A 22,432-nucleotide genomic window follows, 5' to 3' on the forward strand; every position below is an offset into this window, starting at 1 on the left:
ACCGGGGCCAGCGCAAGTTCTCGGGGTTTGGCTCAGGCCAGCAGGTCGTAAACCTGCCCAGCAATTTGAAGGTTGATTTCAGATTGTCCGCCACCATCAACAAGCGCCCACATGATCTGTCCGGTCGGACGATAAATCACAAAGGCCTCTTCCAGGTTGTCATCACCGGACCGTTCACCATCAGGTGCAGTGGTATGGGCATAGTTGACCTGGAACTGGCTGCGAGTGGCCGAGGTGTTCCCGAAGACAAGGACGTCCCCTTCGGAGGCGTCATAGTCCTGAATCCAGTCAGAGCCGTGGTGGATGATGCCGATATGGAAGAAACGGTCGGCACCGTCCCCGCCATTCACACGGTCATGACCCCATCCGCCGTTGATAAAGTCATCGCCGGGCCCACCGAAGATCAAGTCGGAATAGGCCGATCCCGTGAGGGTGTCGTTGCCTTCACCACCGATCACGGTGTCTTCCCCAAAGCCACCGGCAATGATGTCATTGCCCGCATCACCGCGGATCGAGTCGTTGCCGAAGCCGCCGTCAATGTCATCGTCGCCGTCACCGCCGAAGATCACGTCAAACAGGTCGTCATCGGTGCCACCATCCGCGATGGTGTCGTTGCCCGGACCGCCAATGATGGTGTCGATGCCGCTGCCGCCGTCAAGCCGGTCGTCGCCTTCGCCACCGTCGATGCTGTCGTTGCCTTGGCCACCCAGAACGGTGTCATTACCAGCACCGGCACGGACCGTGTCGTTGCCCTGCCCGGCAAGGACGTTGTCGTCGCCGTCTGTGCCGGGGATATCGTCATCCTCTTCACCGCCGACACCCTGAACAAATCCGCCAGACACGATGAACTGCCACACACCCGGGATGCTAAGGTTGCCCGGGATCGACTCGAGGTTCAGCATCGCGGCTTCGTTGCCAGAAGCGGGCAGTTCGAAATAGGTGTCGCCAAGCGAGAAGCCTGCACGGGACGTCACACCGCCCAGCCCCCCCTCACCACCCGAAGCGTCCCCGGCTGTCCAGTTGATGTTTTCATAGCGGAAGATGATTTCGACATTGCCGCATCCGCGATCCAGCATTTCCAGTTGGAAGCTGCTGAGGCGGTCAATATGGCGGCTGAAGTACCCCACATCTTCCCACGTCACGATAAAGGAATCTCGGTCAGTATTGAAATCCCAGTATACATTCCCCGGGTTGGTGCCCTCTGACGGGTTTCGGGTATCAACGTCGGCCCAGTAAGGCGCTACGATCTGACGACCCGATCCTTCTATGCGGGAAGGCGTATATGTGCTCAGCCCGCCACCGAAGGTGACGTTGCCGTTCGTGTTGACCGAAATCGTCGTATATGTGGTGTCGCCAACGGTGATCCCGTCTTGGAAGATGGACGAAATGTCGACGTTGGACTGGTACCCGTCATCGTTGCGATACAGAACGTTTGCACCAAAGGCCACAAAGCTGCTGTCAGTCACCGGCGTGAACTCAAGCGCGCCTTCGTCACCAAGGCTGGTCAGTTCATCGCTGAACTGGGCCTGTTCGACATCACGCAGGGTATCTGTGCCATCCACACCGCCGCTGTTGTGGGCCACGGTAATGGTCCCGTCTTCGTTGTCGGTGATCGTGTATTCCGCACGAGCGCCCGAGAAGCCCGCGATATCGCAGCCTTCGCCACCTTCCAGCGTGTCATTGCCACCGCCCCCGATCAGGACGTCGTTACCGTCGTTCCCGGTCAGCGTGTTGGCCAGTTCGTTCCCGATCAGAAGGTCTTCATTCTGGCCACCGGTCGCGTTTTCAATCTGCGCGCCATAGGCAATCGCAAACCCACCATCCAAACCGGTATAGCTGCCGTTGTTCTCGATGAGTACGCGCGAGAAGAACCCACCGGCATGATAGTCATCATTGATGTTTTCCGTGCGCAGGCTGGTCGACAGGCTCGAATAGAAATCGGTGTGCTGCAAGGCCGTGATCGCGGGTGCGGCATCAGCCGCAACCTGAGACCGGTCCAGCGTCGCATCATTGAGGTTGATCAGAACCGAATTTGCCGTGCTGCCATAGTCGATCGTATCGGTGCCGCCTGAGTCCCAGATGGTGGCATAGGCACGGCCGATGTGCATGTCGCCTTCGTTCAGCCGGAGGGCCGATCCACCCGCATCAAACAGCGTGTAGGTCGAGTTGCCAGCGGCATAAGTTTCGGCGCCATATTGTTCCTGAAGGGCCGCGATGTCCAAGGCCATCATGGTCACGGCATGACCATAAGCGTTGGCACTGGTGGCGCCGGTATAGGACATGACGGTATAGCGTTCATTGTCCATTGCCGCTCCGATGCTTGGCAAAGTGCCGCCGCCATCAAACGGGTGGTAAATCCCAAGACCGTGTCCGATTTCGTGAATAATGGTCCAGTGGATGTATTCCCCGTCGCCCGCCATTGCGGGCGGTGTGTTCTGGTAAGCGTTGTCACTGGTAAAGGTGCTGAAGCCCCAATAATCGTTCGTGCCCCGTGTCGACGACCCCGGGAACTGATGGAATCCTTCAAGGTTCTCATCGTTGTTTGCCGAAGACACATAGACGAGATCGGCTGTTGTTTGCGCCGTAGCAGCATTTGTGACTCGCGAAAAATCGGTCGAGATCACCGAGTCAATCACCTGGAACGCGCGCACGGTTGCCGCTTCGTATGCGTATGTAGCGTCAGGTGTGCCGCTGTAGTAAGTGGTTGGCGTCCCTAAATACGCATCCCTGAACTCTGTATCCCAAGCCAGTACATCTCCGTTTCCGAGATAATACTGAAGCGTTCCATCTGCCCAAACCGTGCTATGCGTGATGTCCGCCAATATCGTTCGACCAGTCGCCGGGATGGTATTGGAAATGGCACTTTCGTTTTGAGTATTGGCCATTGGTTCTCCCCCTTAGAAAATCGTTTGCAGTGTGAAAGATATTACTTTGAACATAGAAATCCGACTTCAACCGAATCTCCGACGCCCGGCGCAAGAGCGCCTAGGCCACTGCGATCATACGAGATCACGTTCTACTTATTGCATATTTTTGCTTTGATTTGAATCAAATCAGAAGGTTGGGCCGCTTGCAGGTAGCTCAATCGGTAAGAAACCGCCGATGCCTTCTCAACGCAATGCAGCACACCGGGTACAGCTTGATCAGGCTGATCCTCAGCAATACGCGCCACAAAAAAGCCGCGCACGCCCGTATCGTCGCCAATGGAAAGGATGCGGTTTGACTGTGACCGCTTTCCGGATTCCGGATAGGCCGCGCGGTCCAGACCCGCAGGTGTCACACCGGCCTGCGAGGCCGCACCGGTGATGTCATGGATGCCGTCATGCACCGCGATGTCGACCAGTTTCCCGATCAGTGCCGCCTGATCCTGAACCGGCTTGGGCAAGCCGCTCACGGCCTGAATATCGGCCGTCGTATAGACCCGCACATATCCGGCCGGCAGGGGATCGGTGTCACCTTGGGCAACAAAGCCTTCCAGATCAGAGGAAACCTTAATGTCCTTGTGCCCTGTGTCTGCTGATGTCCCCATAGCCCAAACTCCTTCGCTCGTGACAGCAATCATTGATGCCACGGTCACTGAGGCGTAAACCGCCGCCCTGCTTATTTGAAAAACTGATTTCATGACACATGCCCTTACACTGTCATGCCATAGTAAACGTCCTGCCTGCAGGGATGTCCACATGCATTCCCGCCGATCGGCATGGTCGCGCCTGCGGGCCTAGATGTCATTCGCAAGAGGAGAAGTGGTGGCGGTACAGGGACTTGAACCCCGGACACGCGGATTATGATTCCGCTGCTCTAACCAACTGAGCTATACCGCCACGGTGCGCTGCGATTTAGAAGAGTCGCGCATCGGGGTCAAGAGAGAAAGTTACTCTTTTTCAGATTTTGTGCGATCCCGCGCCCTAGCTGGTTGCAATCGAAAACGAATAGGGTGACACGCCGAACCGTTCTCGGAACCGTTTGGAAAAATGGGATGTCGATTCAAAGCCGCAGGCAAAGGCCACTTCCGAGACCGGCAGGTCGGTTTCGGCCATCAAGGCACGGGCCCGCTGCAAACGCAGGTCCATGAGATACCGCTTGGGCGTCCGCCCGATATGGTGCGAGAAAAGGCGCTCCATCTGGCGTCGCGATACGCCGACACGATCCGCCACTTCATCCAGCTCAACCTGCTGTTCAATCTCTTCGTCAAAGATGGTGATGATCTGCAAAAGCTTTTTGTTACGGATACCCAGCGACGCGGATTTTGACGAGGTCTGACTGTCGGCCTCTGACCGGTGTACGAAATGCAGACACATGTTGAGCACTGCCTGCGACAGGAGCGGTCCGTGGCGTTCATAGATCAGTTTGAGGAAAAGGTCGGTCGCTGCGGCCCCACCCCCACATGTCATGATGCGGTCGTCGATGGCATAAAGCTGTTCCTGCACGTCTAACTCGGGATAGCTCTCCCGGAACGGCAGCTGGTTTTCCCAGTGAAGCGTGAATTTCTTGCCCCCAAGGATACCGGCACGCGCTAGGGTATAGGCCCCCGTGCAAAGCCCCCCGACCACGCGCCCCGTGCGCCACTGGTAACGGATCCAGTCCGCCGCCGCCTTGCTGGTTTGTTTCTCGGGTTCCACGCCGGAACAGACAAAGACATAGCTGCCGGGCCGTGTTTCACCCATGGCGCCATCCACACCAATTTCGATGCCGTTGGACGCACGAACGCTGTCGCCGTCCTGAGACAGGGTAGTCCAGCGATATAGAACCTTGCCCGTCAACTGATTTGCCATTCTTAAAGGTTCGATCGCCGCGCTGAAGGCCAGCATCGACATCTTGGGCAACAGAAGAAAAACAAAGTGTTCCGGCTCTGGAGATGTGTCCAGTTCCACATGGGCGACGCCCTTTGGAATCAATCCGTTGTTCATTTACGTACTCATTTGACCAGATGAAACAGCTTAGCAATGACGTCGGGTCATCTGCAAGCAGATCACAGGGTGCTGCCCCCTGCCGCCGTTGGCGGGTGCGCCTTAAGCGCCGCCCGCAACCACGACATGGCGCGCGAGGGCTGCATATTCGCCCGATAGGCCAAAACCATCGGCAACGGATCTCCCATGTCATAGTCCAGAACTTCGAACCGGCTGCGGAAAGTCTGGCTTTGTACATAGGTATCAATCACCACACCTACAGAATCCGAACGTTCGATGATGCCTGACGCCATAGGAAAGTTTTCAAGGATATGCAGACTGCGGGATGGATCGCCTTCGAGATAGTCCAAAATCCCGATGATCGGTGTAACGTGCGGCCCGCTGATATCGGGCGAGATGATCGGATATTGCGCGATTTCACGGGGGGTCAGCCTACGACCGGTCAAAGGATGTCCCTTGCGCGCAAAGAGCGAGGCGCGCAAAGGCGGCAGGTGTTCTGTGATAAACCCCGACATCCCCAACAAAGTGTTGAGCGGTGCTATGAAGGTGTCCAGGTCCCCCTGCCGCAACAGTTGCAGCCCGGCCTCGAACGGGGTACCCCGCAACTGAACCCGTACCTCGGGGCGGGTCAGGACAAGGTGGCGCACCGCCCTGTTCATCAGCCCTTCAAGAGAGGGTGGCGCAATCCCGATCCGTAACACGCGGTCACGGGATTCACGCCCGGTTTGCGCATCCGTGACCAGTTGGTCCATGTCCGACAGAATCCGTGAGGCGCGGTCAATGAAGGCGCGCCCTTCGGCGGTGGCGGCGACCCCGCGCGCACGCCGGTCAAACAGAGAAAACCCAAGGTCCGACTCCACATCCGCGACCGCCTTGGTCACGGCGGACTGCGTGATGTTCAACACCTTGGCCGCCCCTGAAATCGATCCTTCCCGATCGACGGTTACGACATAGCGCAGTTTGGACAGGTTCATACATTCCTCAGAAGAATATCTGCCGACAAATTTGAATTTGAAAGATGCCTCACGTCAACCACATAATTCAAGCAATTCAGGGATTCGGGGAGGATACCATGACCAAGACCATTATTGCCGGCGTCGGCATGATCAAATTTGCCAAGCCCGGCGCATCCGACAGCTATGACCAGATGGGCGCCGCCGCCGTGCGCGAAGCACTGGTCGATGCGGGCCTCAGCTATGGCGACGTGCAGCAGGCCTATGCCGGCTATGTCTATGGCGACAGCACCTGCGGGCAAAAGGCTCTGTATCACGTTGGCATGACGGGCATTCCGGTGGTCAATGTGAACAACAACTGCTCGACTGGCTCGACCGCGCTGTTCCTTGCGCGCCAGGCCATTGAACATGGCGTCGCCGATTGCGTTCTGGCCGTGGGGTTTGAACAGATGCAGCCCGGCGCACTGACCAGCCACTGGACAGACCGCCCCACCCCGTTTGACGATTTCGACGCCGAGACCGACGCACTTGTCGGCAACGGACAGGTGCCGCTGGCGCTGCGCTATTTCGGCGGGGCAGGCAAATCGCACATGGCGAAATACGGCACCGAGCTGCGCGATTTTGCCAAGATCCGTGCTAAGGCCAGCCGCCACGCGGTGAACAACCCGCTCGCGCTGTTCAACACCGAAGTGAGCGAGGATCAGGTCATGGACGCTCCGATGATGTGGGACGGCGTGATGACCCGCCTCATGGCTTGCCCCCCCACCTGCGGCGGTGCAGCGGCAATCCTGTGCTCAGAAGACTTTGCCAAGAAACACAACATCGACACCACCGTGTCGATCAAGGCACAGGCGATGACGACCGACTATGCCTCGACCTTTGATGCCCACGACATGATGCAGGTGGTCGGCTATGACATGACCGCCGCCGCCGCGAAACAGGTGCAGGAACAGTCCGGCATCGGGATCGAGGATGTGGATGTGGTCGAACTGCACGATTGCTTTGCCCAAAACGAGTTGATTACCTATGAAGGTCTGGGGCTGTGTCCCGAAGGTGGTGCGCAGAAATTCATCGCCGATGGCGACAACACCTATGGCGGCAAATTCGTCACCAACCCCTCGGGCGGTTTGCTCAGCAAGGGCCACCCGCTTGGCGCGACCGGTCTTGCCCAATGCTATGAACTGACTCACCAGCTTCGTGGTACGGCCGAGGCGCGGCAAGTCGAAGGGGCCAAGACTGCGTTGCAACACAATCTCGGGCTGGGCGGCGCCTGTGTCGTGACACTGTATCAGGCGGCCTGACATGGGGATTTTCAACCGCAGCAGCGCGGGGCATGAAACCCCACCTATCGCGGTTTTGGTGGAACGCGGCGCAGTCGCTTTCTTTTCCGAAACCATTGGCGAAGCAAACCCGATCCATTTCGACGTGGACGCCGCGCGCGCTGCGGGCCACCCCGATATCATGGCCCCGGCAACCTATCCCGTTGTGCTCGACATGGCCGCCGCCAAGGAAGGCACCCGCAAAGGGCAAGTGGATCTGCTAAGCCTGATCGGCGCCGACATGCGCTATCTTCTGCACGGCACAGAGACGTATGAGTATCACGGCCCCATCTATGCCGGTGAGACCGTCAAGGTAATCAGCCGCGTCAAGGGATTTTCGGACGCCAAGGGCGGTGCGCTGGAAATTGCGCATCTGGAAATGGAGTTGCGTCACCCCGAGCGTGGGACGCTGGCCATTGCCACACGCGACCTGATCCACCGCCTACCTAAGGAAGCGCAATCATGAGCGTGACACCGCAAACCGCCCAAGTCGGCGACATCCTACCGACGGTGACTTTTGGCCCAATTTCGCGCACCACACTGGCGCTTTATGCCGGCGCGTCGGGCGACCACAACCCGATCCACATCGACACCGATTTTGCCAAACGCGCAGGGCTTCAGGACGTGTTCGCGCACGGCATGCTTTCGATGGCGCAACTGGGTCGCGTGGCAACAGACTGGGCCGGGATGGCCCGCCTCTGCGGCCTGTCCAGCCGTTTTACCGCGATCACCCCTGTCGGGGCCACAGTCACCTGCGAGGGCCGCGTGGCCGAACGGTTCGACAAGGACGGCACGCCGATGCTGCGCATCATCCTGACAGCCACAATTGATGACGGCACCCAAACACTGCGCGGCGAGGCCCTGATTTCCGCCGCCTGATCCAAAGGAGACACATCATGCCCACCCATCTGTGGATGCAAGAAGAACATCATGCGTTCGGCGACTCGGTCCGCCGCTTTCTTGAGGACGAGTTTCAGCCCAACCGCGACCAGTGGAAGAAAGACGGCGTTGTGCCGAAATCCTTCTGGGAGAAATCCGCCGAGATCGGCATTCTGGGCGCCACCATCCCCGAGGAATATGGCGGGCTGGGTCTTTCGCGCCATTTCGATGCGGTCACGTTCCTTGAACAGGCCAAGATCGGCGACTCGGGCTGGGGCTTTTCGGTGCACAATATCGCCACCCACTACATCACGGGTTTCGGTACCGAGCAGCAAAAGGAAAAGTGGCTGCCCAAACTTGCCAGCGGCGAAATGGTCGCCGCCATTGCAATGACCGAACCCGGCACCGGTTCCGATCTTCAGGCCGTCAAGACCACCGCGATTAAGGACGGCAACGAATACTTGATCAACGGGTCAAAGACGTTCATCACCAATGGCGGCAGCGCCGACCTGATCGTGCTCGTCGCCAAGACCGACCCGACCTCGCGCTCCAAAGGTGTATCACTTATCATGATCGAAACCGAGGGTCTTGAAGGGTTCTCGGTGGGTCGCAGGCTCGACAAGATGGGGATGAAGCGCAACGATACGGCGGAGTTGTCCTTTCAAGACGTGCGCGTTCCGCAGACCAACCTTCTGGGCACGGAAGAAGGTCAGGGGTTCTACCAATTAATGAAGCAACTGCCATGGGAACGCCTGATCCTTGGCTATTCCGCGCTGGGGGCCGCGCAATGCGCGCTGGACACCACGCTGGCCTATGTGAAAGAGCGCAAAGCCTTCGGGCAGCGCGTCATGGATTTTCAGAACAGCCGTTTCAAGCTGGCCGAGGCTGCGACAAAGATCGAACTCTTGGCCGCCTTCCTTGACCAGTGCCTTGCCGAACTGGATCAGGACCTGCTGACCCCGGAAAAAGCCGCGATGGCGAAATGGTGGGGCACCGAGGCGCAATGCGAGATCATTGACGAATGCCTGCAACTGCATGGCGGCTATGGCTACATGAACGAATACTTGATCTCGGAACTCTACACCGACGCGCGCGTGCAGAAGATCTACGGCGGCACTAACGAAATCATGAAAGAGCTGATTGCACGCTCTTTGGACAAGGATTGAACATATGGGCACACTTGACGGGAAAACCGCTTATGTCACCGGCGCAGGCAACGGCATTGGCCGCGCGGTCGCGCTGAAACTGGCTTCGGAAGGGGCCTCGGTCGTTGTGAACGATCTAGAGGTCGATCCGGCTGTCGGCGTGGTGAACGAGATCAAGGCGGCAGGTGGCCATGCCGTCGCCGTGCCAGGCAGCGTCACCGAAAAGGGCTTTGCCGAACGTTTTATCGGCACCGGTATCGAGACCTTTGGCGGCGTCGACATCATTGTGAACAACGCGGGCTATACGTGGGATTCGCTTATCGGACACATGACCGACGATCAGTTCGATGCAATGATGGATGTGCACGTCAAGGCGCCGTTCCAGATCCTGCGCGCGGCGAGCGGATTTATCAAAGGCGCGACCAAGCAAGAGGCAGAAGAGGGCCGCGAAGTGTTCCGCAAGGTGGTCAACATCTCGTCCGTGGCGGGTACCGGCGGTAATGTCGGACAGGCCAATTATTCTTCGGCCAAGGCAGGCGTGATCGGCCTGACCAAATCGCTTGCCAAGGAATGGGGCCGCATGAAGGTCTGCGTGAACTGCGTGGCCTTCGGCTATATTGAAACCCGCCTGACCGAAGCCACGGACGAAAAGAAAACCATCGTCGTGGATGGCAACGAGGTGGGCATCGGCATCCCCACCAAGGTGGCGGGCGGCTTTGCTGCCATGGTCCCGATGGGGCGCGGCGGCACACCGGAAGAGGCCGCGGGCGGCGTTTACCTGATGTGTATCCCCGAATCCAACTATGTCTCGGGGCAGGTGCTGACCGTAGGCGGCGGCTTTAACCTCGGGTAAGATGAAGGGTAAGGAGCAATCCCATGCTGAGCGGTATTCGCGTCATTGAAATCGAAGGGCTTGGCCCCGGTCCCTTTGCCGCCATGTTGCTGGCCGATCTGGGCGCGGACGTCATCACCATCCATCGCAAGGGCAAATCCGGGCAGGTCACGGCGGACGGATCCGTTCTGGATCGTGGCAAACGGTCGATCGCGCTGGATCTCAAAGACCCAGATGACATGGTGACGGCGAAACGTCTCATCGCGACGGCAGACGCCTTGATCGAAGGGTTCCGTCCCGGCGTGATGGAGCGGCTAGGCCTTGGCCCGGCAGACTGCCATGCGGACAACCCCGCGCTTGTCTATGGCCGCATGACCGGTTGGGGTCAGACTGGTCCGCGCGCCGAAACGGCGGGGCATGATCTGAACTACATCGCCACGTCGGGCGCGCTGCACTATGCCTCGGAACCGGGATCGCCCCCGATCACGCCCGCAACGCTGGTGGGAGATATCGGCGGGGGCGCGCTTTATCTGGTGGTGGGTCTTTTGTCCGGTATCCTAAACGCGCAGGCGACGGGCAAGGGCACCGTGGTGGATGCCGCGATCGTCGATGGTTCGGCACATATGATGGCCTTGCTCATGGCCATCCGGCAAACCGGCATGTTGTCCATGGATCGGGGTCAGAGCCTCTTGGATGGGCCCCATTGGAGCCGAAGCTATACCTGCGCCGATGGCGGATATGTCAGTGTACAGTGCCTCGAGCCACAGTTTTACGCGATCTTCCTCGAGAAACTCGGGCTTTCGGATGATCCCGAGTTCCAGAAGCAGCATGACGCAAAGCTCTGGACGAAACTGACCGCGCGGCTTGAAGACATTTTCCTGGCCGAACCCCGGGTGCATTGGGCCGATCTGTTTGACGGGACCGATGCCTGCGTCGCCGCCGTTCTGACCCCGGAAGAGGCCATGCATGCGCCGCATATGCAGGCGCGGCATGTCTGGCAGGCACCGGAAGGCATATTACAACCTGCCCCTGCCCCACGGTTTGACGGACGTCTGGCCCCGCTCAACACGGCCTGCAGACGTGGGGAACACAGCGAGGAAATTATGGCCGAACTCGAGGCGCAGCAAACTGGCTCATAAGCGGGGAAGCGTGCCTCATTCCCACTTGTAGTTGAAGCTGACCGAAATTCGCTCGTCCTCGGCCATGTTCATCGGCACCTCGTGGCGCAGCCAGCTTTCCCACAGGAATACCTCGCCCACGTCGGGTTTCATATAGATGAACTGCTGCATGTCACGGCGCGCGTCCGGCTTGCGCGCAGGCGCCGCCATCATGCGCCCCGAGCGGGGATCTTCAAGCTTGAGCGCACCTGCACCGTCCGGCAAAGATACATAGGTCGTGCCCGAAATCACCGAGTGCGGATGAAGGTGGGATGTATGCAAGCCGCCTTCCGGCAGAATGTTGATCCAGATATCCTCGAGTACCAGTTTCTTATCCTCAAGTACAAACTCAAGGTCTTCGGCAAAGGCAGCAACATGTTTGTCCAGCGCTGCAACGATGTCGGCAAAGATCGGGAAGCGCCAAGGCAGATCGGTCAGGGAGGCATAGGACGTGTACCCTGGGTAACCTTCCTTTTCGCACCATACCTGTCCGGCTTCATCGTCCTCGGCAATGGAATAGCAGGACGCGACAAGTTCATCATTGTCGATGGGGGTGCCATACTCAGAGAGCTGGGCACGGTAAAAGCGGGTCACAAAGAGAGATTCGATCTGGGCCATACCAGCGGTTTAGCGCATGGCCGCCAAGAGCGCGAGAGGCTGTGTTGTCACAATTCTCACCACCAATTCAACTCGGTTTCAGTCCATCCTCCCCATATAATGTCGTATCAAACGAGGAGAGGACATGCGCAAGCTTATACTATTCGGAACCCACGCCTTCACACTCGCGGTCGGATTTGCCCTCGGGGTCTATCTGCTCCCGATCCTGACGGCGCCGCAGGGGCCGGATCATGCAGTTCTCGAGGCCGAGGCGCAGGGAGCCACCTATTCGGCCGCGTTCACCCGAGACCTGAAGGGAAGCGACTTTTTGCATTGGGGTGAGGGCACTATCAGCGTCTCGCCCGAGCGGATTGTCCATATGGGTGACCTGGCTCCGGGGCCGGACTATAAACTCTACCTAGTGCCTGAATTCGTAGAGGACGAAGCTTCATTCGAAGCGGTCAAGAAGCAATCCATGCGCATCGGCGACGTGAAAACCTTTAACGGCGTGATCCTCGATGTGCCCGCAGGCGTGGATATCGACGCCTACACCACAGTTGTCATCTGGTGCGAAGCCTTTGGCGAGTTCATCACGGCCGCGAAATATCGGTGACGAGACCGAACACGAAAAACCCCGCCAGTTTCCTGACGGGGTTTTTTTCTTTTCGATGAGCAGATGCTCTCGGACTGATCTTACCAGTCTTCGCGAACAACAACGCGGGTTTTCACCGGCAGTTTCATTGCTGCGAGGCGCAAGGCTTCGCGGGCAACTTCGTCATTCACACCGTCGATTTCGAACATCACACGACCGGGCTTGACCTTGCAAACCCAACGGTCGACGGAACCTTTACCTTTACCCATACGAACTTCGATCGGCTTGGCCGTGACCGGAGTGTCAGGGAAGATACGGATCCATACACGGCCTTGACGCTTCATATGACGGGTCATGGCACGACGTGCGGCTTCGATCTGACGGGCCGTCACACGCTCGGGTGTGGTGGCTTTGAGACCATACGACCCGAAGTTCAGGTCCGAACCGCCTTTTGCGAGGCCTTTGATCCGGCCTTTGTGCATCTTGCGGAATTTTGTACGCTTTGGTTGAAGCATGTGTCAGTCTCCTTTAGCGACGACCGCCTGCACCGCGCGGTGCTGGGCCATCTTGGACTTCCTGTGCTTTACGGTCACGTGCCGAAGGATCGTGTTCCATGATCTCGCCTTTAAAGATCCAGACCTTGATCCCGATGATGCCGTAAGGAGTCATCGCTTCGGAATGTGCGTAATCGATGTCAGCACGCAGAGTATGAAGAGGTACACGACCCTCACGGTACCATTCGGTCCGCGCGATTTCGGCACCACCCAGACGACCAGCCACGTTCACCCGGATACCCAGGGCGCCCATGCGCATGGCGTTCTGAACGGCGCGCTTCATTGCGCGACGGAAGGATACGCGGCGTTCCAGCTGCTGAGCGATCGACTCGCCAACCAGTTGGGCGTCGAGCTCGGGCTTGCGGACTTCAACGATGTTGAGGTGCAGTTCCGAGTCAGTCATCGCGGCAATTTTCTTGCGCAGGACTTCGATGTCCGCGCCTTTCTTGCCGATGATGACGCCGGGGCGTGCAGTGTGGATCGTGACGCGGCACTTCTTGTGCGGACGCTCGATGATCACACGGGCCACACCGGCCTGCTTGCACTCTTGCTTGATGAACTCGCGGATTTTCAGGTCCTCGAGCAGCAAATCACCATAGTCTTTGGTGTCTGCATACCAGCGGCTGTCCCAGGTGCGGTTGACCTGAAGACGCATGCCGATCGGATTTACTTTGTTACCCATTAGGCTTGCTCCTCAACTTGACGCACCTTGATGGTGAGTTCCGAGAACGGCTTGATGATCTTGCCGAACCGGCCACGGGCACGCGGGCGACCGCGCTTCATGGTCAGGTTCTTACCCACATAGGCCTCGGCGACGATGAGTTCGTCGACGTCCAGGTTGTGGTTGTTCTCGGCGTTGGCGATGGCCGACTGAAGACATTTCTTCACGTCTGCAGCGATACGCTTGTTCGAGAAAGTCAGGTCGGTCAGGGCCTTCTCGACTTTCTTGCCGCGGATCATGCCAGCAACCAGGTTCAGTTTCTGCGGGCTGGTGCGAAGCATGCGGACTTTTGCCATTGCTTCGTTTTCAGCCACGCGGCGGGGATTCTTTGCCTTGCCCATGACTTACTTCCGTTTCGCTTTTTTGTCGGCAGCATGCCCGTAGTAGGTACGGGTCGGCGAATATTCACCGAATTTCTGACCGATCATATCTTCGGTTACCAGCACAGGAACGTGTTTCTGACCGTTGTAAACGCCAAAGGTCAGGCCCACGAACTGGGGCAGGATGGTGGAGCGACGCGACCAGATCTTGATCACTTCGTTGTTGCGACCCGATTCACGGACAGCTTCGGCTTTCTTAAGCACGTAAGCATCCACGAAGGGGCCTTTCCAAACAGAACGTGCCATGTTTTAGCGGCCCTTCTTCTTGGCGTGACGCGAGCGGATAATAAGCTTCTGCGACGCCTTGTTCTTGTTGCGGGTACGCGCACCTTTGGTCGGTTTGCCCCAGGGCGAAACCGGGTGACGACCACCAGAGGTACGGCCCTCACCACCACCATGCGGGTGATCGATCGGGTTCATAACAACACCACGGACCGACGGACGCTTGCCCTTGTGGCGCATACGACCGGCTTTACCGTAGTTCTGGTTCGAGTTGTCTGGGTTCGACACGGCACCAACGGTAGCCATGCATTCCTGACGGACCATGCGCAGTTCGCCCGACGACAGGCGGATCTGAGCGTAACCACCGTCACGACCCACAAACTGTGCGTAGGTCCCTGCGGCGCGTGCGATCTGACCACCTTTACCAGGCTTCAGTTCGATGTTGTGCACGATGGTACCGATCGGCATGCCCGAGAACGGCATTGAGTTGCCCGGCTTGATGTCGGCTTTTGCCGAAGCGATGACCTGGTCACCAACTGCCAGACGCTGCGGAGCCAGGATATATGCCTGCTCGCCGTCTTCATACTTTACCAATGCGATAAAGGCAGTCCGGTTAGGGTCATATTCGATACGTTCGACGGTTGCCGCGACATCGAATTTATTACGTTTGAAGTCAACAATACGGTAAAGGCGTTTTGCGCCACCGCCGCGACGACGCGAGGTGATCCGTCCGGTGTTGTTCCGACCGCCCGACTTGGTCAAACCCTCGGTGAGAGATTTGACCGGACGCCCTTTCCAAAGCTCCGAACGGTCGATCAGAACCAGCCCACGCTGGCCCGGCGTCGTCGGTTTATACGACTTGAGTGCCATGCTTTCTGTCTTCCGTTTAGCAATGCGAAGCACCGGGTTCGCCCGACGTCTCCGCTATGTTCAGCCCCCCGAAGGTGGCCCGTGGTATAGGCCCCCGAAGGTGCCCGATTTCAAAACGAACCGGCCCCAGAACGAATCTGAGGCCAGCGCGATGGGTGCTCATAACAAGGGGTCGGGAAAGTGTCTATAGGAATACCCATATTTCTTTGGGCAACACGGTCACGACGTTTACATTTAGACTTTCAGTTGGCGCGGTTTGACGGAACGCGCACGCAATACCACAAAGCCCCGCCTGACAATCAACAATACCGCGCCCGCGCTTCGGCAAAGGACAGCAACTGCCGGCTTTCTTCGTCCCAGAGGTTCAAATCCAAACTGCTGAAACTTTCGCGAATGGTCATCCGGTTGCTTTCCGCCAATATCTTGTGATCGCGCAGAACCTCGGGCAGTCGGTAGAAGGGAATCCGGCTATAGAGGTGGTGCACATGGTGAATGCCGATATTGGCAGTCAGCCATTGCAGGACGGGCGGAAGCACATAATGCGAACTGCCTTCAAGCGCGGCCTCATGGACCTGCCAGTCTTCGTCGGAATTCCAATAGGTACCTTCGAACTGGTGTTGAACATAGAACAGCCACATGCCCGCCGTCGCCGCCAGCAGCGTCGAAGGCAGGAAGATCAGCAGGATCGGCATCAGTCCACCGAAATAGTAGATCACGCCCAAGGCCACGAGCAGGACGGCATTGGTGCCCATGGCACTGATCCAGTATCGTGACCGGTCCGTCAGGCCATAGGGGACGCGATTTTGCAGCAGGAACAGGTACGCCGGCCCGAACCCGAAGAGGATCACCGGGTTGCGGTAGAGGCGATACATCAGTTGCTCTCGCGGGCTCATCTCGAGATACTCTGCCACTGTTGCGGTGTGAATGTCGCCATAACCGCGTTTTGACAGGTTGCCAGAGGTGCCGTGATGGATAGCGTGGGTCTGTTTCCAGACATCATAGGGGGTGAGGGTCAACACGCCCAGAAAGCGGCCCAGCCAGTCGCTGAGCGTGCGGTTGGTGAGGAAAGACCCATGGCCGAGGTCATGCTGGATCGTGAACAGCCGTAGCAGGAAGGCCGCGTTCACCAAAGAGAGCGCGAAGGCCAGCCAATAGCTGACGGAGAGCGACCCCCAAGCCAGCGCCCAGAGGCCGATAAAAGGCCCAATCGTGACCGCGAATTCAAAGGCGCTGCGCAGGGAATTTGGTTCCCGATACTTTGCGAGCACTTTAACCCATTCTCTGGGGTCCATGGTTTCCGGCCTAAGCCCAGAAGAGTTAGCTTGATCGAACATTAACCTGCATCCGTTTATTCAAATGACCGAATATACGAAGAACAGCCCCACGGGAATGGAACCGACGGACCAAAGACGAAAAATATGTGCCGAAGGGCGATGTGACACAGGGCCGTCGAAAACCTGCACGTCTTTGCCGTGCTGCCCCTGCCCCACACGAAAAAGCCCCCCGCCATCACTGGCGAGGGGCTCTTTCTTTTCCACAGGCCGGACACTCGCCCGGCACAACTCGATTACAGACCGGTGGTCACGTCGATCGTGTTGCCTTCTTCCAAGGTTACGTAAGCCTTTTTCACGTCTTTCCGCTTGCCCAGCTGGCCGCGGAAGCGCTTGACCTTACCCTTGGTGATGGTGGTGTTCACCGCTTTAACCTTCACACCAAACAGAGCCTCGACGGCCTCTTTGATCTGGGGTTTGTTGCTGTCGATTGCCACTTCAAAAACAACCGCGCCGTTTTCGGACGCCATGGTCGATTTCTCGGTGATGATCGGCTTGCGGATCACGTCGTAATGTTCTGCCTTAGCGGTCATTTCAAACGAGCCTCCAGAGCTTCGATACCTGCTTTGGTGATCACCAGGGTGTCACGCTTGAGGATATCATAAACGTTTGCACCCATCGTCGGCAGGATATCCAGACCTTCGATGTTGCGCGATGCTTTCAGGAAGCCTTCGTTGACCGATGCGCCATCGATGACCAGAGCGCGTTTCCAACCAAGGTTCTTTACCTGTTTGGCCAGAGCGGCAGTCTTGCCTTCGGTCGCAGCGTCTTCGATCACAACCAGCTCACCTGCTTTGGCTTTCGCCGACAGAGCATGCTTCAGACCCAGCTTGCGGAATTTCTTCGGCAGGTCGTGTCCGTGCGAACGCGGGGTCGGACCCTTGTAGATACCACCTTTACGGAAGATCGGCGCGTTACGGTCACCATGACGTGCGCCACCGGTGCCTTTTTGGCGATAGATCTTCTTGGTCGAGTACGAGGTTTCCGAACGGGTCTTGACCTTGTGAGTGCCGGCCTGGGCGTTGTTACGCTGCCAGCGCACTACACGGTGCAGGATGTCCGCGCGGGGCTCGAGGCCGAACAGGTCTTCCGACAGTTCGATGTCGCCAGCTTTGCCGCCGTCGAGTTTGATCACGTCAAGTTTCATGCTTCACCACCTTCCGCGGGGGCTTCTTCCGCCGGTGCTTCGGTTGCTGCCACTTTCAGACCAGCCGGGAACGGCAGACCTTCGGGGGCTTTCTTCTTCACGGCGTCCTTGACAGTCACCCAACCGGATTTCGGGCCAGGGACGGCACCTTTGATGAAAACCAGTCCGCGTTCGGCGTCAGTTTTCACAACTTCCAGGTTTTGGGTGGTGACGCGCACGGCACCCATGTGACCCGCCATCTTCTTGCCTTTGAAGACTTTGCCGGGATCCTGACACTGACCGGTCGAACCGTGCGAACGGTGCGAGATCGACACACCGTGCGAGGCACGCAGACCGCCGAAATTGTGGCGTTTCATGGCACCGGCAAAGCCTTTACCAATCGAGGTGCCTGCAACGTCAACTTTCTGACCTTCAAGGAAGTGCTCGGCCGAGATTTCGGCGCCGACTTCAATCAGGGCATCTTCCGAGACGCGGAATTCTGCAACTTTACGCTTGGGCGCAACGTTGGCTTTTGCAAAGTGACCGCGCATAGCTTGCGAGGTGCGTTTTGCCTTTGCCGAACCGGCGCCGAGCTGAACAGCGGTATAGCCGTCGGTTTCGACGGTGCGCTGTGCAACAACCTGCAGGTTATCCAATTGAAGAACGGTCACAGGGATCTGCTTCCCGTCTTCCATGAACAAGCGGGTCATGCCCACTTTTTTCGCGATAATACCAGAGCGCATACTTCTATACCCTCCTTAGACCGAGATCTGGACGTCAACGCCAGCCGCCAGGTCGAGCTTCATCAGCGCGTCAACGGTCTGGGGGGTCGGATCTACGATGTCGAGCAGACGCTTGTGCGTACGGATCTCGAACTGATCGCGCGATTTTTTGTCAACGTGGGGACCACGCAGAACGGTGAACTTCTCAATTTTGTTGGGAAGCGGGATCGGGCCACGAACCTGCGCGCCGGTGCGCTTTGCAGTGTTCACGATTTCCTGAGTGCTGGCATCCAGTACACGGTAATCAAAAGCCTTCAGCCGAATGCGAATGTTTTGGCTTTGCATTACATTAGCCTTTTTTGGCGTTGGAGTTGAGAGGAGGACCCACGCTCGTCGCAAACCCTCATCGAACCCAAAAGGCGGGAATCACCCCGCCTTCACGTTCTTTTCAAGAACTCGCGCGATATATCGGGCCAAATTCGGTGTGGCAAGGGGTAAATCGGTCAAAACAGGTTTGCAGGCGGTTCCCCCCGCTTATGGGTGACTGCCACACAGCGTGCATGACTGCCCGACCCTCAAATCCGATTGCCCTTGCGGCACCTTTTCCAATTGTAATCGAACATGAACTGCCCGTACATGCCTCGAAGGCCACGGGTTCTCCAAGGCTGATAGCGCAAGTCGTGACGAGGGGCCCGTTTCTTTCGGGTGGCCTTTTCATGGCCCCACGCCCATCCTCGGGCCAAAATGAACGACAAGCTAAAATGGAAAATACCTCTGGGCCCCCACCACAGGCGCCAACCCCAATCGACCCCTGGATCGTCCGTCTGCCCAAGCGGATCGTTTTGGTGATCCTAGGGCCGATCTACTTCCTTCTGATCTCATTCGCCCCTGCCCTCTGCGCCCGCCGCAAGGGGTTTCGTGGCTGGTACTGGCGTACGGTCAAACGATCCTGTTCGAGACTGCTCTGGCTTTTGTCGATCAAGGCAGACATGACCGACGCCGAAAAAGACATGCTCGCGCAGGATACCAACAGTATCATCGTCATCAACCACCGCAGTCACCTTGACGGTTTTACCTTGATGGACACCATCCCCGACGAAAAGTGGTTCACCTTCGCAGCCAAGAAGGAGCTGTTTGACGCCAAACTTCTGCGCACCGGATTTCTGGGCGCGGGTCTGGTCGAAATCGACCGCAAGAGCGGCAAAGTTGCTATGGAAACCCTAAGCGCCTCGGTCGGGGACATGCCCGCGCGTCGATCTGTGGTCCTTTTCCCGGAAGGTACACGCACCAAGACTGAGTCTCTCGGCCCTTTCAAGGCTGGCGCGGTGCTCGTTGCGCGGGAAACCGGGCGCAGCATCCGCCCCATCGTGATCCACGACTCAGATCGTTTGTTGCCAAGGGGCCGATTTTTACCCCTCAGCGGCACAATCCGTGTCGAGGTTCTGACATCATTTCACTGTGACCCCGAAGTGTCCGTAGACGAGGATGTCGAACGCCTGCGCAATGCGATGATTGCGGCCTTCGACAAAGCCTGATCAGGCGGCCTTTCCCTGAGGCGTTGTCATACTCGCTACGACACCGCGATCGAACAGCCCCGCAATTTCCGTGAAATCGAGCCCCGCCACTTCGGCGAGGATTTCCTCGGTGTGCTCGCCCAAGGCGGGCGCCGGCACCGGGTCATCGCGCAGCATTTCGGAAAAACTTGTCGGCAGGCTCGGTACCGGAAAACGCCCCAGCCCCGGTTGATCCATCATTTTGAACATAGGGTTCTCTGGCGACAGGTCAGGGTCTTCTACAACCGCCTCCTTGATGGTCCGGAACAAAGACCATGTCAGCCCCTGCCGGTCGAAATCTTCGGCAAACTCCGCTACGCGCCGTGCTGCGAACCACGGTTCTAGGATGGCGGTGATGTCGTGGCGCAGATCCCAGCGGGTCCCCTCATCCCGCAGGGATCTGCCACTCCGGCGTTCAAGGCCAGAGATCTCTTCGGCAATGCCCGTAGCAGCAACAAGGCCACGCCACTGGCGATCTGTCAGGCCGATGACCATAACGCGTTGCCCGTCTGCGCAGACAAAATCCTGCCCATAGGCGCCATACAGGGCATTCCCCGATTTGCCGCGCGCTGCTTCGTTTACAACGGCATCTCCGATCATGCCCAGATGTCCCAACGTGGCCGCCGCCACGTCTTTGAGGGACAGCTCCACATCCTGCCCCGCCCCATGACGCAAACGGTGACGTTCTGCGGCAAGCAAGGAAGACACCACAAGGTTTCCGGCAATCAGGTCCCATGCCGGCAGAGCATTGGCCACCGGATCGGGATACCCTTCGGGCCCCGTGATATCCGGGATTCCCAGTGCCGGGTTGACGGTATAATCCACCTGCGGGCGCCCGTGCCTGTCTCCGGTGAGGGTGACCATAATCAGGTCTTCGCGCAGTTTCGACAGGGATTCATAATCCATCCAGCCTCGCACACGCAGGTTGGTCAGAAATAAGCCGGCATCGTCGCCCGGCGCGGTCACGATACGGGTGATCAACTCGCGCCCTTCGGGGGATTTCATATCCACCGCGATAGATTTCTTGCCCTTGTTCAAGCCCGCCCAGAACAAGCTCTGACCTGACGGGGCAAGCGGCAAGCGGCCGGAATCCAGCCCACCGCCGATCCTGTCAAAGCGGATCACTTCCGCGCCCATCTGGGCAAGTGTCATTCCCGCGAGGGGCACCGCCACAAAGGCGGACCCTTCGACCACACGCATACCTTTCAGAATACTCATTGCGTATCCTCCCAGATGGCCGTGGCTTGCATGCCCTGATAGCCGTCCTGGCCAGTGAACAATGCCAGCGCCCCATCCTCTTCGGTCGCCACAATCTCGAGGTCAGTCTGGGCGAACATGGGGTGCACACCGCGGAAGTGGAAATCATCCGGAACGCGACCCTTGTGGGCACAGGCTGCCTGCATCAGCAGTGTCGCCTGTAGCGGGCCATGAACAACCAGGCCAGGGTAGTGTTCAGTCTCGCGGGTATAGTCGGTATCATAGTGGATCCGGTGTGCGTTGAACGTCAATGCCGAGTATCGGAACAACAGCGTCGGAGGCATCGCCATCGCGTGCCAGAACACAGGTGCGATCGGCAGAGGGCGCTTCTTGGGGGGCTGATAGCTGTCGGGAATCTGTAGGTAAGCGATGTCCTGGCGTTCCTCGATCGCGAGGCCAGCGGGGCTGTAGATCTGGTGATCAATCGTCACCAGAACCATCGGTCCCGAGGCCAGCTCCTTCTCGACGATTTCACGCACGATCGAGGTTTTCTGAAGCGTGTCTCCCACCCGGATCGGAGCGCGGAACCGCAGGCTGCCCCCAGCCCACATCCGGCGCTTGAGGTTTACGGGCGGCAAGAAGTCTCCAAGCATCGGGTGGCCGTCCGCGCCCAGTTCTTCCATCGGGGCGACAGGCGGAAAGGCCATCCAATGCCAAAGCGGCGGAAGAAACTCGCCCTTGCGCGGAGCACGTTCAGTGGGGTTCCCGAGAGTCGCGTGAATTTGTGCAGCCCGTTGTTCAGAGACACCACCAACGCCATTTTCGGTACGGCCCTGCCATGCAATCAGGTTCAGCTGATCCATTATTTTCCTCCCTCGCTTGCTTTCTTGAATGGTCCAAAATCCCCTTCAAAAAGCAGAATACGAACATAAAAAGTCAATAAAAATAAATGGTTAAATGAATACCGCTGCATACCAAGCGGGCACACCGCGGCATACCGTTCCTCCGATCAAATTGAGACTCTTGGGTTTTTCCGCGCAACCTTCGCGCCTGCAGAACCTTCGCCGCAATTGCAGCCTGCGACCGGATGACACAGAAATCATGGACATGCGCCACAGGTGTTCAACGCGTCAGGACAGTGTACGCGCGGCGCTTCTCTCGCGAAACACACCGGCCCTCCAAACAAAAAGGCCGCCCGAAGGCGGCCTTTTCTATCATTCGACTGAGGTCGACTTACGCGACGATCTTCGACACATCCTTGTGGGTGCGTCTCGGGATCATCGATTACTCGACGATCTTCGACACAACGCCCGAACCAACGGTGCGGCCGCCTTCGCGGATCGCAAAGCGCAGGCCCTGCTCCATCGCGATCGGC

General features: G+C 58.0%; 26 protein-coding genes and 1 tRNA gene. 8 read left to right on the top strand and 19 right to left on the bottom strand.

The features are described 5' to 3' along the window. Positions 1-32: 32 nt before the first annotated feature. From WNE31_RS12460 to WNE31_RS12480, 5 genes are all read right to left on the bottom strand, one after another. A complete protein-coding gene (locus tag WNE31_RS12460) occupies positions 33-2,885 on the bottom strand; it encodes a nidogen-like domain-containing protein (protein ID WP_349980120.1) in 2,853 nt (950 codons plus the stop codon). Positions 2,886-3,016: 131 nt separating this feature from the next. Beyond that, on the bottom strand, positions 3,017-3,622 hold the full coding sequence (locus tag WNE31_RS12465; RefSeq protein WP_349980121.1) for a hypothetical protein: 606 nt from the start codon (positions 3,620-3,622) through the stop codon (positions 3,017-3,019). Between the two features lie 122 nt (positions 3,623-3,744). After that, a tRNA-Met gene (locus WNE31_RS12470) sits at positions 3,745-3,821 on the bottom strand. An 84-nt stretch (positions 3,822-3,905) separates the two neighbouring features. Next, entirely contained in the window at positions 3,906-4,907 is a 1,002-nt protein-coding gene (locus WNE31_RS12475) for a GlxA family transcriptional regulator (RefSeq protein ID WP_349980122.1), read from the bottom strand. 62 nt (positions 4,908-4,969) lie between these two features. Then, complete coding sequence (locus tag WNE31_RS12480) at positions 4,970-5,881, bottom strand: LysR family transcriptional regulator (RefSeq protein WP_349980123.1); 912 nt, start codon at positions 5,879-5,881, stop codon at positions 4,970-4,972. Positions 5,882-5,979: 98 nt separating this feature from the next. Between WNE31_RS12480 and WNE31_RS12485 the strand changes: the two genes are divergently transcribed. The 6 genes from WNE31_RS12485 to WNE31_RS12510 are packed head-to-tail and all read left to right on the top strand — an operon-like array spanning position 5,980 to position 11,174. Next, on the top strand, positions 5,980-7,161 hold the full coding sequence (locus tag WNE31_RS12485) for a lipid-transfer protein (protein ID WP_349980124.1): 1,182 nt from the start codon (positions 5,980-5,982) through the stop codon (positions 7,159-7,161). A 1-nt stretch (position 7,162) separates the two neighbouring features. After that, complete coding sequence (locus WNE31_RS12490) at positions 7,163-7,645, top strand: FAS1-like dehydratase domain-containing protein (RefSeq protein ID WP_349980125.1); 483 nt, start codon at positions 7,163-7,165, stop codon at positions 7,643-7,645. Continuing rightward, entirely contained in the window at positions 7,642-8,058 is a 417-nt protein-coding gene (locus WNE31_RS12495) for a MaoC/PaaZ C-terminal domain-containing protein (protein ID WP_349980126.1), read from the top strand. The genes WNE31_RS12490 and WNE31_RS12495 overlap by 4 nt, the downstream gene beginning before the upstream one ends. Positions 8,059-8,075: 17 nt before the next feature. Further along, the gene (locus tag WNE31_RS12500; RefSeq protein WP_349980127.1) at positions 8,076-9,224 is read left to right on the top strand and encodes an acyl-CoA dehydrogenase family protein; all 1,149 of its coding nucleotides are present in this window, start codon (positions 8,076-8,078) and stop codon (positions 9,222-9,224) included. A 4-nt stretch (positions 9,225-9,228) separates the two neighbouring features. Further along, complete coding sequence (locus WNE31_RS12505; protein ID WP_349980128.1) at positions 9,229-10,056, top strand: SDR family NAD(P)-dependent oxidoreductase; 828 nt, start codon at positions 9,229-9,231, stop codon at positions 10,054-10,056. 23 nt (positions 10,057-10,079) lie between these two features. Beyond that, positions 10,080-11,174 carry a CaiB/BaiF CoA transferase family protein gene (locus tag WNE31_RS12510; protein WP_349980129.1) on the top strand — a complete coding sequence of 365 codons (1,095 nt, stop codon included), beginning with the start codon at positions 10,080-10,082 and terminating at the stop codon, positions 11,172-11,174. Positions 11,175-11,189: 15 nt separating this feature from the next. Here WNE31_RS12510 and WNE31_RS12515 read toward each other — a convergent pair whose 3' ends face one another. Continuing rightward, complete coding sequence (locus WNE31_RS12515) at positions 11,190-11,810, bottom strand: 2OG-Fe(II) oxygenase family protein (RefSeq protein ID WP_349980130.1); 621 nt, start codon at positions 11,808-11,810, stop codon at positions 11,190-11,192. Positions 11,811-11,934: 124 nt separating this feature from the next. Between WNE31_RS12515 and WNE31_RS12520 the strand changes: the two genes are divergently transcribed. Then, positions 11,935-12,402 (top strand): DM13 domain-containing protein, encoded by a 468-nt coding sequence (locus WNE31_RS12520; RefSeq protein WP_349980131.1) that lies wholly within the window; start codon positions 11,935-11,937, stop codon positions 12,400-12,402. Positions 12,403-12,482: 80 nt separating this feature from the next. Here the strand turns inward: WNE31_RS12520 and rplP are convergent, their stop codons facing one another. From rplP to rpsJ, 10 genes are all read right to left on the bottom strand, one after another. Further along, on the bottom strand, positions 12,483-12,896 hold the full coding sequence (rplP, locus tag WNE31_RS12525; protein WP_349980132.1) for a 50S ribosomal protein L16: 414 nt from the start codon (positions 12,894-12,896) through the stop codon (positions 12,483-12,485). Positions 12,897-12,909: 13 nt separating this feature from the next. Beyond that, positions 12,910-13,617: a 30S ribosomal protein S3 gene (gene rpsC / locus WNE31_RS12530; protein WP_349980133.1), complete on the bottom strand. Its 708-nt coding sequence runs from the start codon at positions 13,615-13,617 to the stop codon at positions 12,910-12,912. After that, positions 13,617-13,997: a 50S ribosomal protein L22 gene (gene rplV, locus WNE31_RS12535; protein WP_349980134.1), complete on the bottom strand. Its 381-nt coding sequence runs from the start codon at positions 13,995-13,997 to the stop codon at positions 13,617-13,619. Before rplV ends, rpsC begins: the two co-directional genes overlap by 1 nt. Before the next feature lie 3 nt (positions 13,998-14,000). Then, positions 14,001-14,282: a 30S ribosomal protein S19 gene (rpsS, locus tag WNE31_RS12540; protein ID WP_349980135.1), complete on the bottom strand. Its 282-nt coding sequence runs from the start codon at positions 14,280-14,282 to the stop codon at positions 14,001-14,003. Between the two features lie 3 nt (positions 14,283-14,285). Next, on the bottom strand, positions 14,286-15,128 hold the full coding sequence (gene rplB / locus WNE31_RS12545; protein ID WP_349980136.1) for a 50S ribosomal protein L2: 843 nt from the start codon (positions 15,126-15,128) through the stop codon (positions 14,286-14,288). A gap of 299 nt (positions 15,129-15,427) precedes the next feature. Continuing rightward, positions 15,428-16,420: a fatty acid desaturase gene (locus WNE31_RS12550; RefSeq protein ID WP_349980137.1), complete on the bottom strand. Its 993-nt coding sequence runs from the start codon at positions 16,418-16,420 to the stop codon at positions 15,428-15,430. Between the two features lie 275 nt (positions 16,421-16,695). Then, positions 16,696-16,992 carry a 50S ribosomal protein L23 gene (locus WNE31_RS12555; RefSeq protein ID WP_349980138.1) on the bottom strand — a complete coding sequence of 99 codons (297 nt, stop codon included), beginning with the start codon at positions 16,990-16,992 and terminating at the stop codon, positions 16,696-16,698. Continuing rightward, positions 16,989-17,606 carry a 50S ribosomal protein L4 gene (rplD, locus tag WNE31_RS12560; RefSeq protein ID WP_349980139.1) on the bottom strand — a complete coding sequence of 206 codons (618 nt, stop codon included), beginning with the start codon at positions 17,604-17,606 and terminating at the stop codon, positions 16,989-16,991. Before rplD ends, WNE31_RS12555 begins: the two co-directional genes overlap by 4 nt. Beyond that, complete coding sequence (gene rplC, locus WNE31_RS12565) at positions 17,603-18,328, bottom strand: 50S ribosomal protein L3 (protein WP_349980140.1); 726 nt, start codon at positions 18,326-18,328, stop codon at positions 17,603-17,605. The genes rplD and rplC overlap by 4 nt, the downstream gene beginning before the upstream one ends. Before the next feature lie 15 nt (positions 18,329-18,343). Then, a complete protein-coding gene (gene rpsJ, locus WNE31_RS12570) occupies positions 18,344-18,652 on the bottom strand; it encodes a 30S ribosomal protein S10 (protein WP_044028221.1) in 309 nt (102 codons plus the stop codon). Between the two features lie 416 nt (positions 18,653-19,068). Here rpsJ and WNE31_RS12575 point away from each other — a divergent pair, with 416 nt between their 5' ends. Next, positions 19,069-19,842 (top strand): lysophospholipid acyltransferase family protein, encoded by a 774-nt coding sequence (locus tag WNE31_RS12575; protein WP_349980141.1) that lies wholly within the window; start codon positions 19,069-19,071, stop codon positions 19,840-19,842. Here the strand turns inward: WNE31_RS12575 and WNE31_RS12580 are convergent, their stop codons facing one another. The 3 genes from WNE31_RS12580 to WNE31_RS12590 form a co-directional block, all read right to left on the bottom strand. After that, positions 19,843-21,078: a CoA transferase gene (locus tag WNE31_RS12580; protein ID WP_349980142.1), complete on the bottom strand. Its 1,236-nt coding sequence runs from the start codon at positions 21,076-21,078 to the stop codon at positions 19,843-19,845. It lies immediately after the preceding gene. Then, the gene (locus WNE31_RS12585) at positions 21,075-21,920 is read right to left on the bottom strand and encodes an HTD2 family dehydratase (protein WP_349980143.1); all 846 of its coding nucleotides are present in this window, start codon (positions 21,918-21,920) and stop codon (positions 21,075-21,077) included. The genes WNE31_RS12580 and WNE31_RS12585 overlap by 4 nt, the downstream gene beginning before the upstream one ends. Before the next feature lie 421 nt (positions 21,921-22,341). Next, positions 22,342-22,432 (bottom strand): EF-Tu C-terminal domain-related protein (locus tag WNE31_RS12590; protein WP_349980149.1); only part of this gene is annotated, 91 nt, incomplete at its 5' end.

The organism is Shimia fortis, from assembly GCF_040225985.1.
Lineage (GTDB): Bacteria > Pseudomonadota > Alphaproteobacteria > Rhodobacterales > Rhodobacteraceae > Shimia.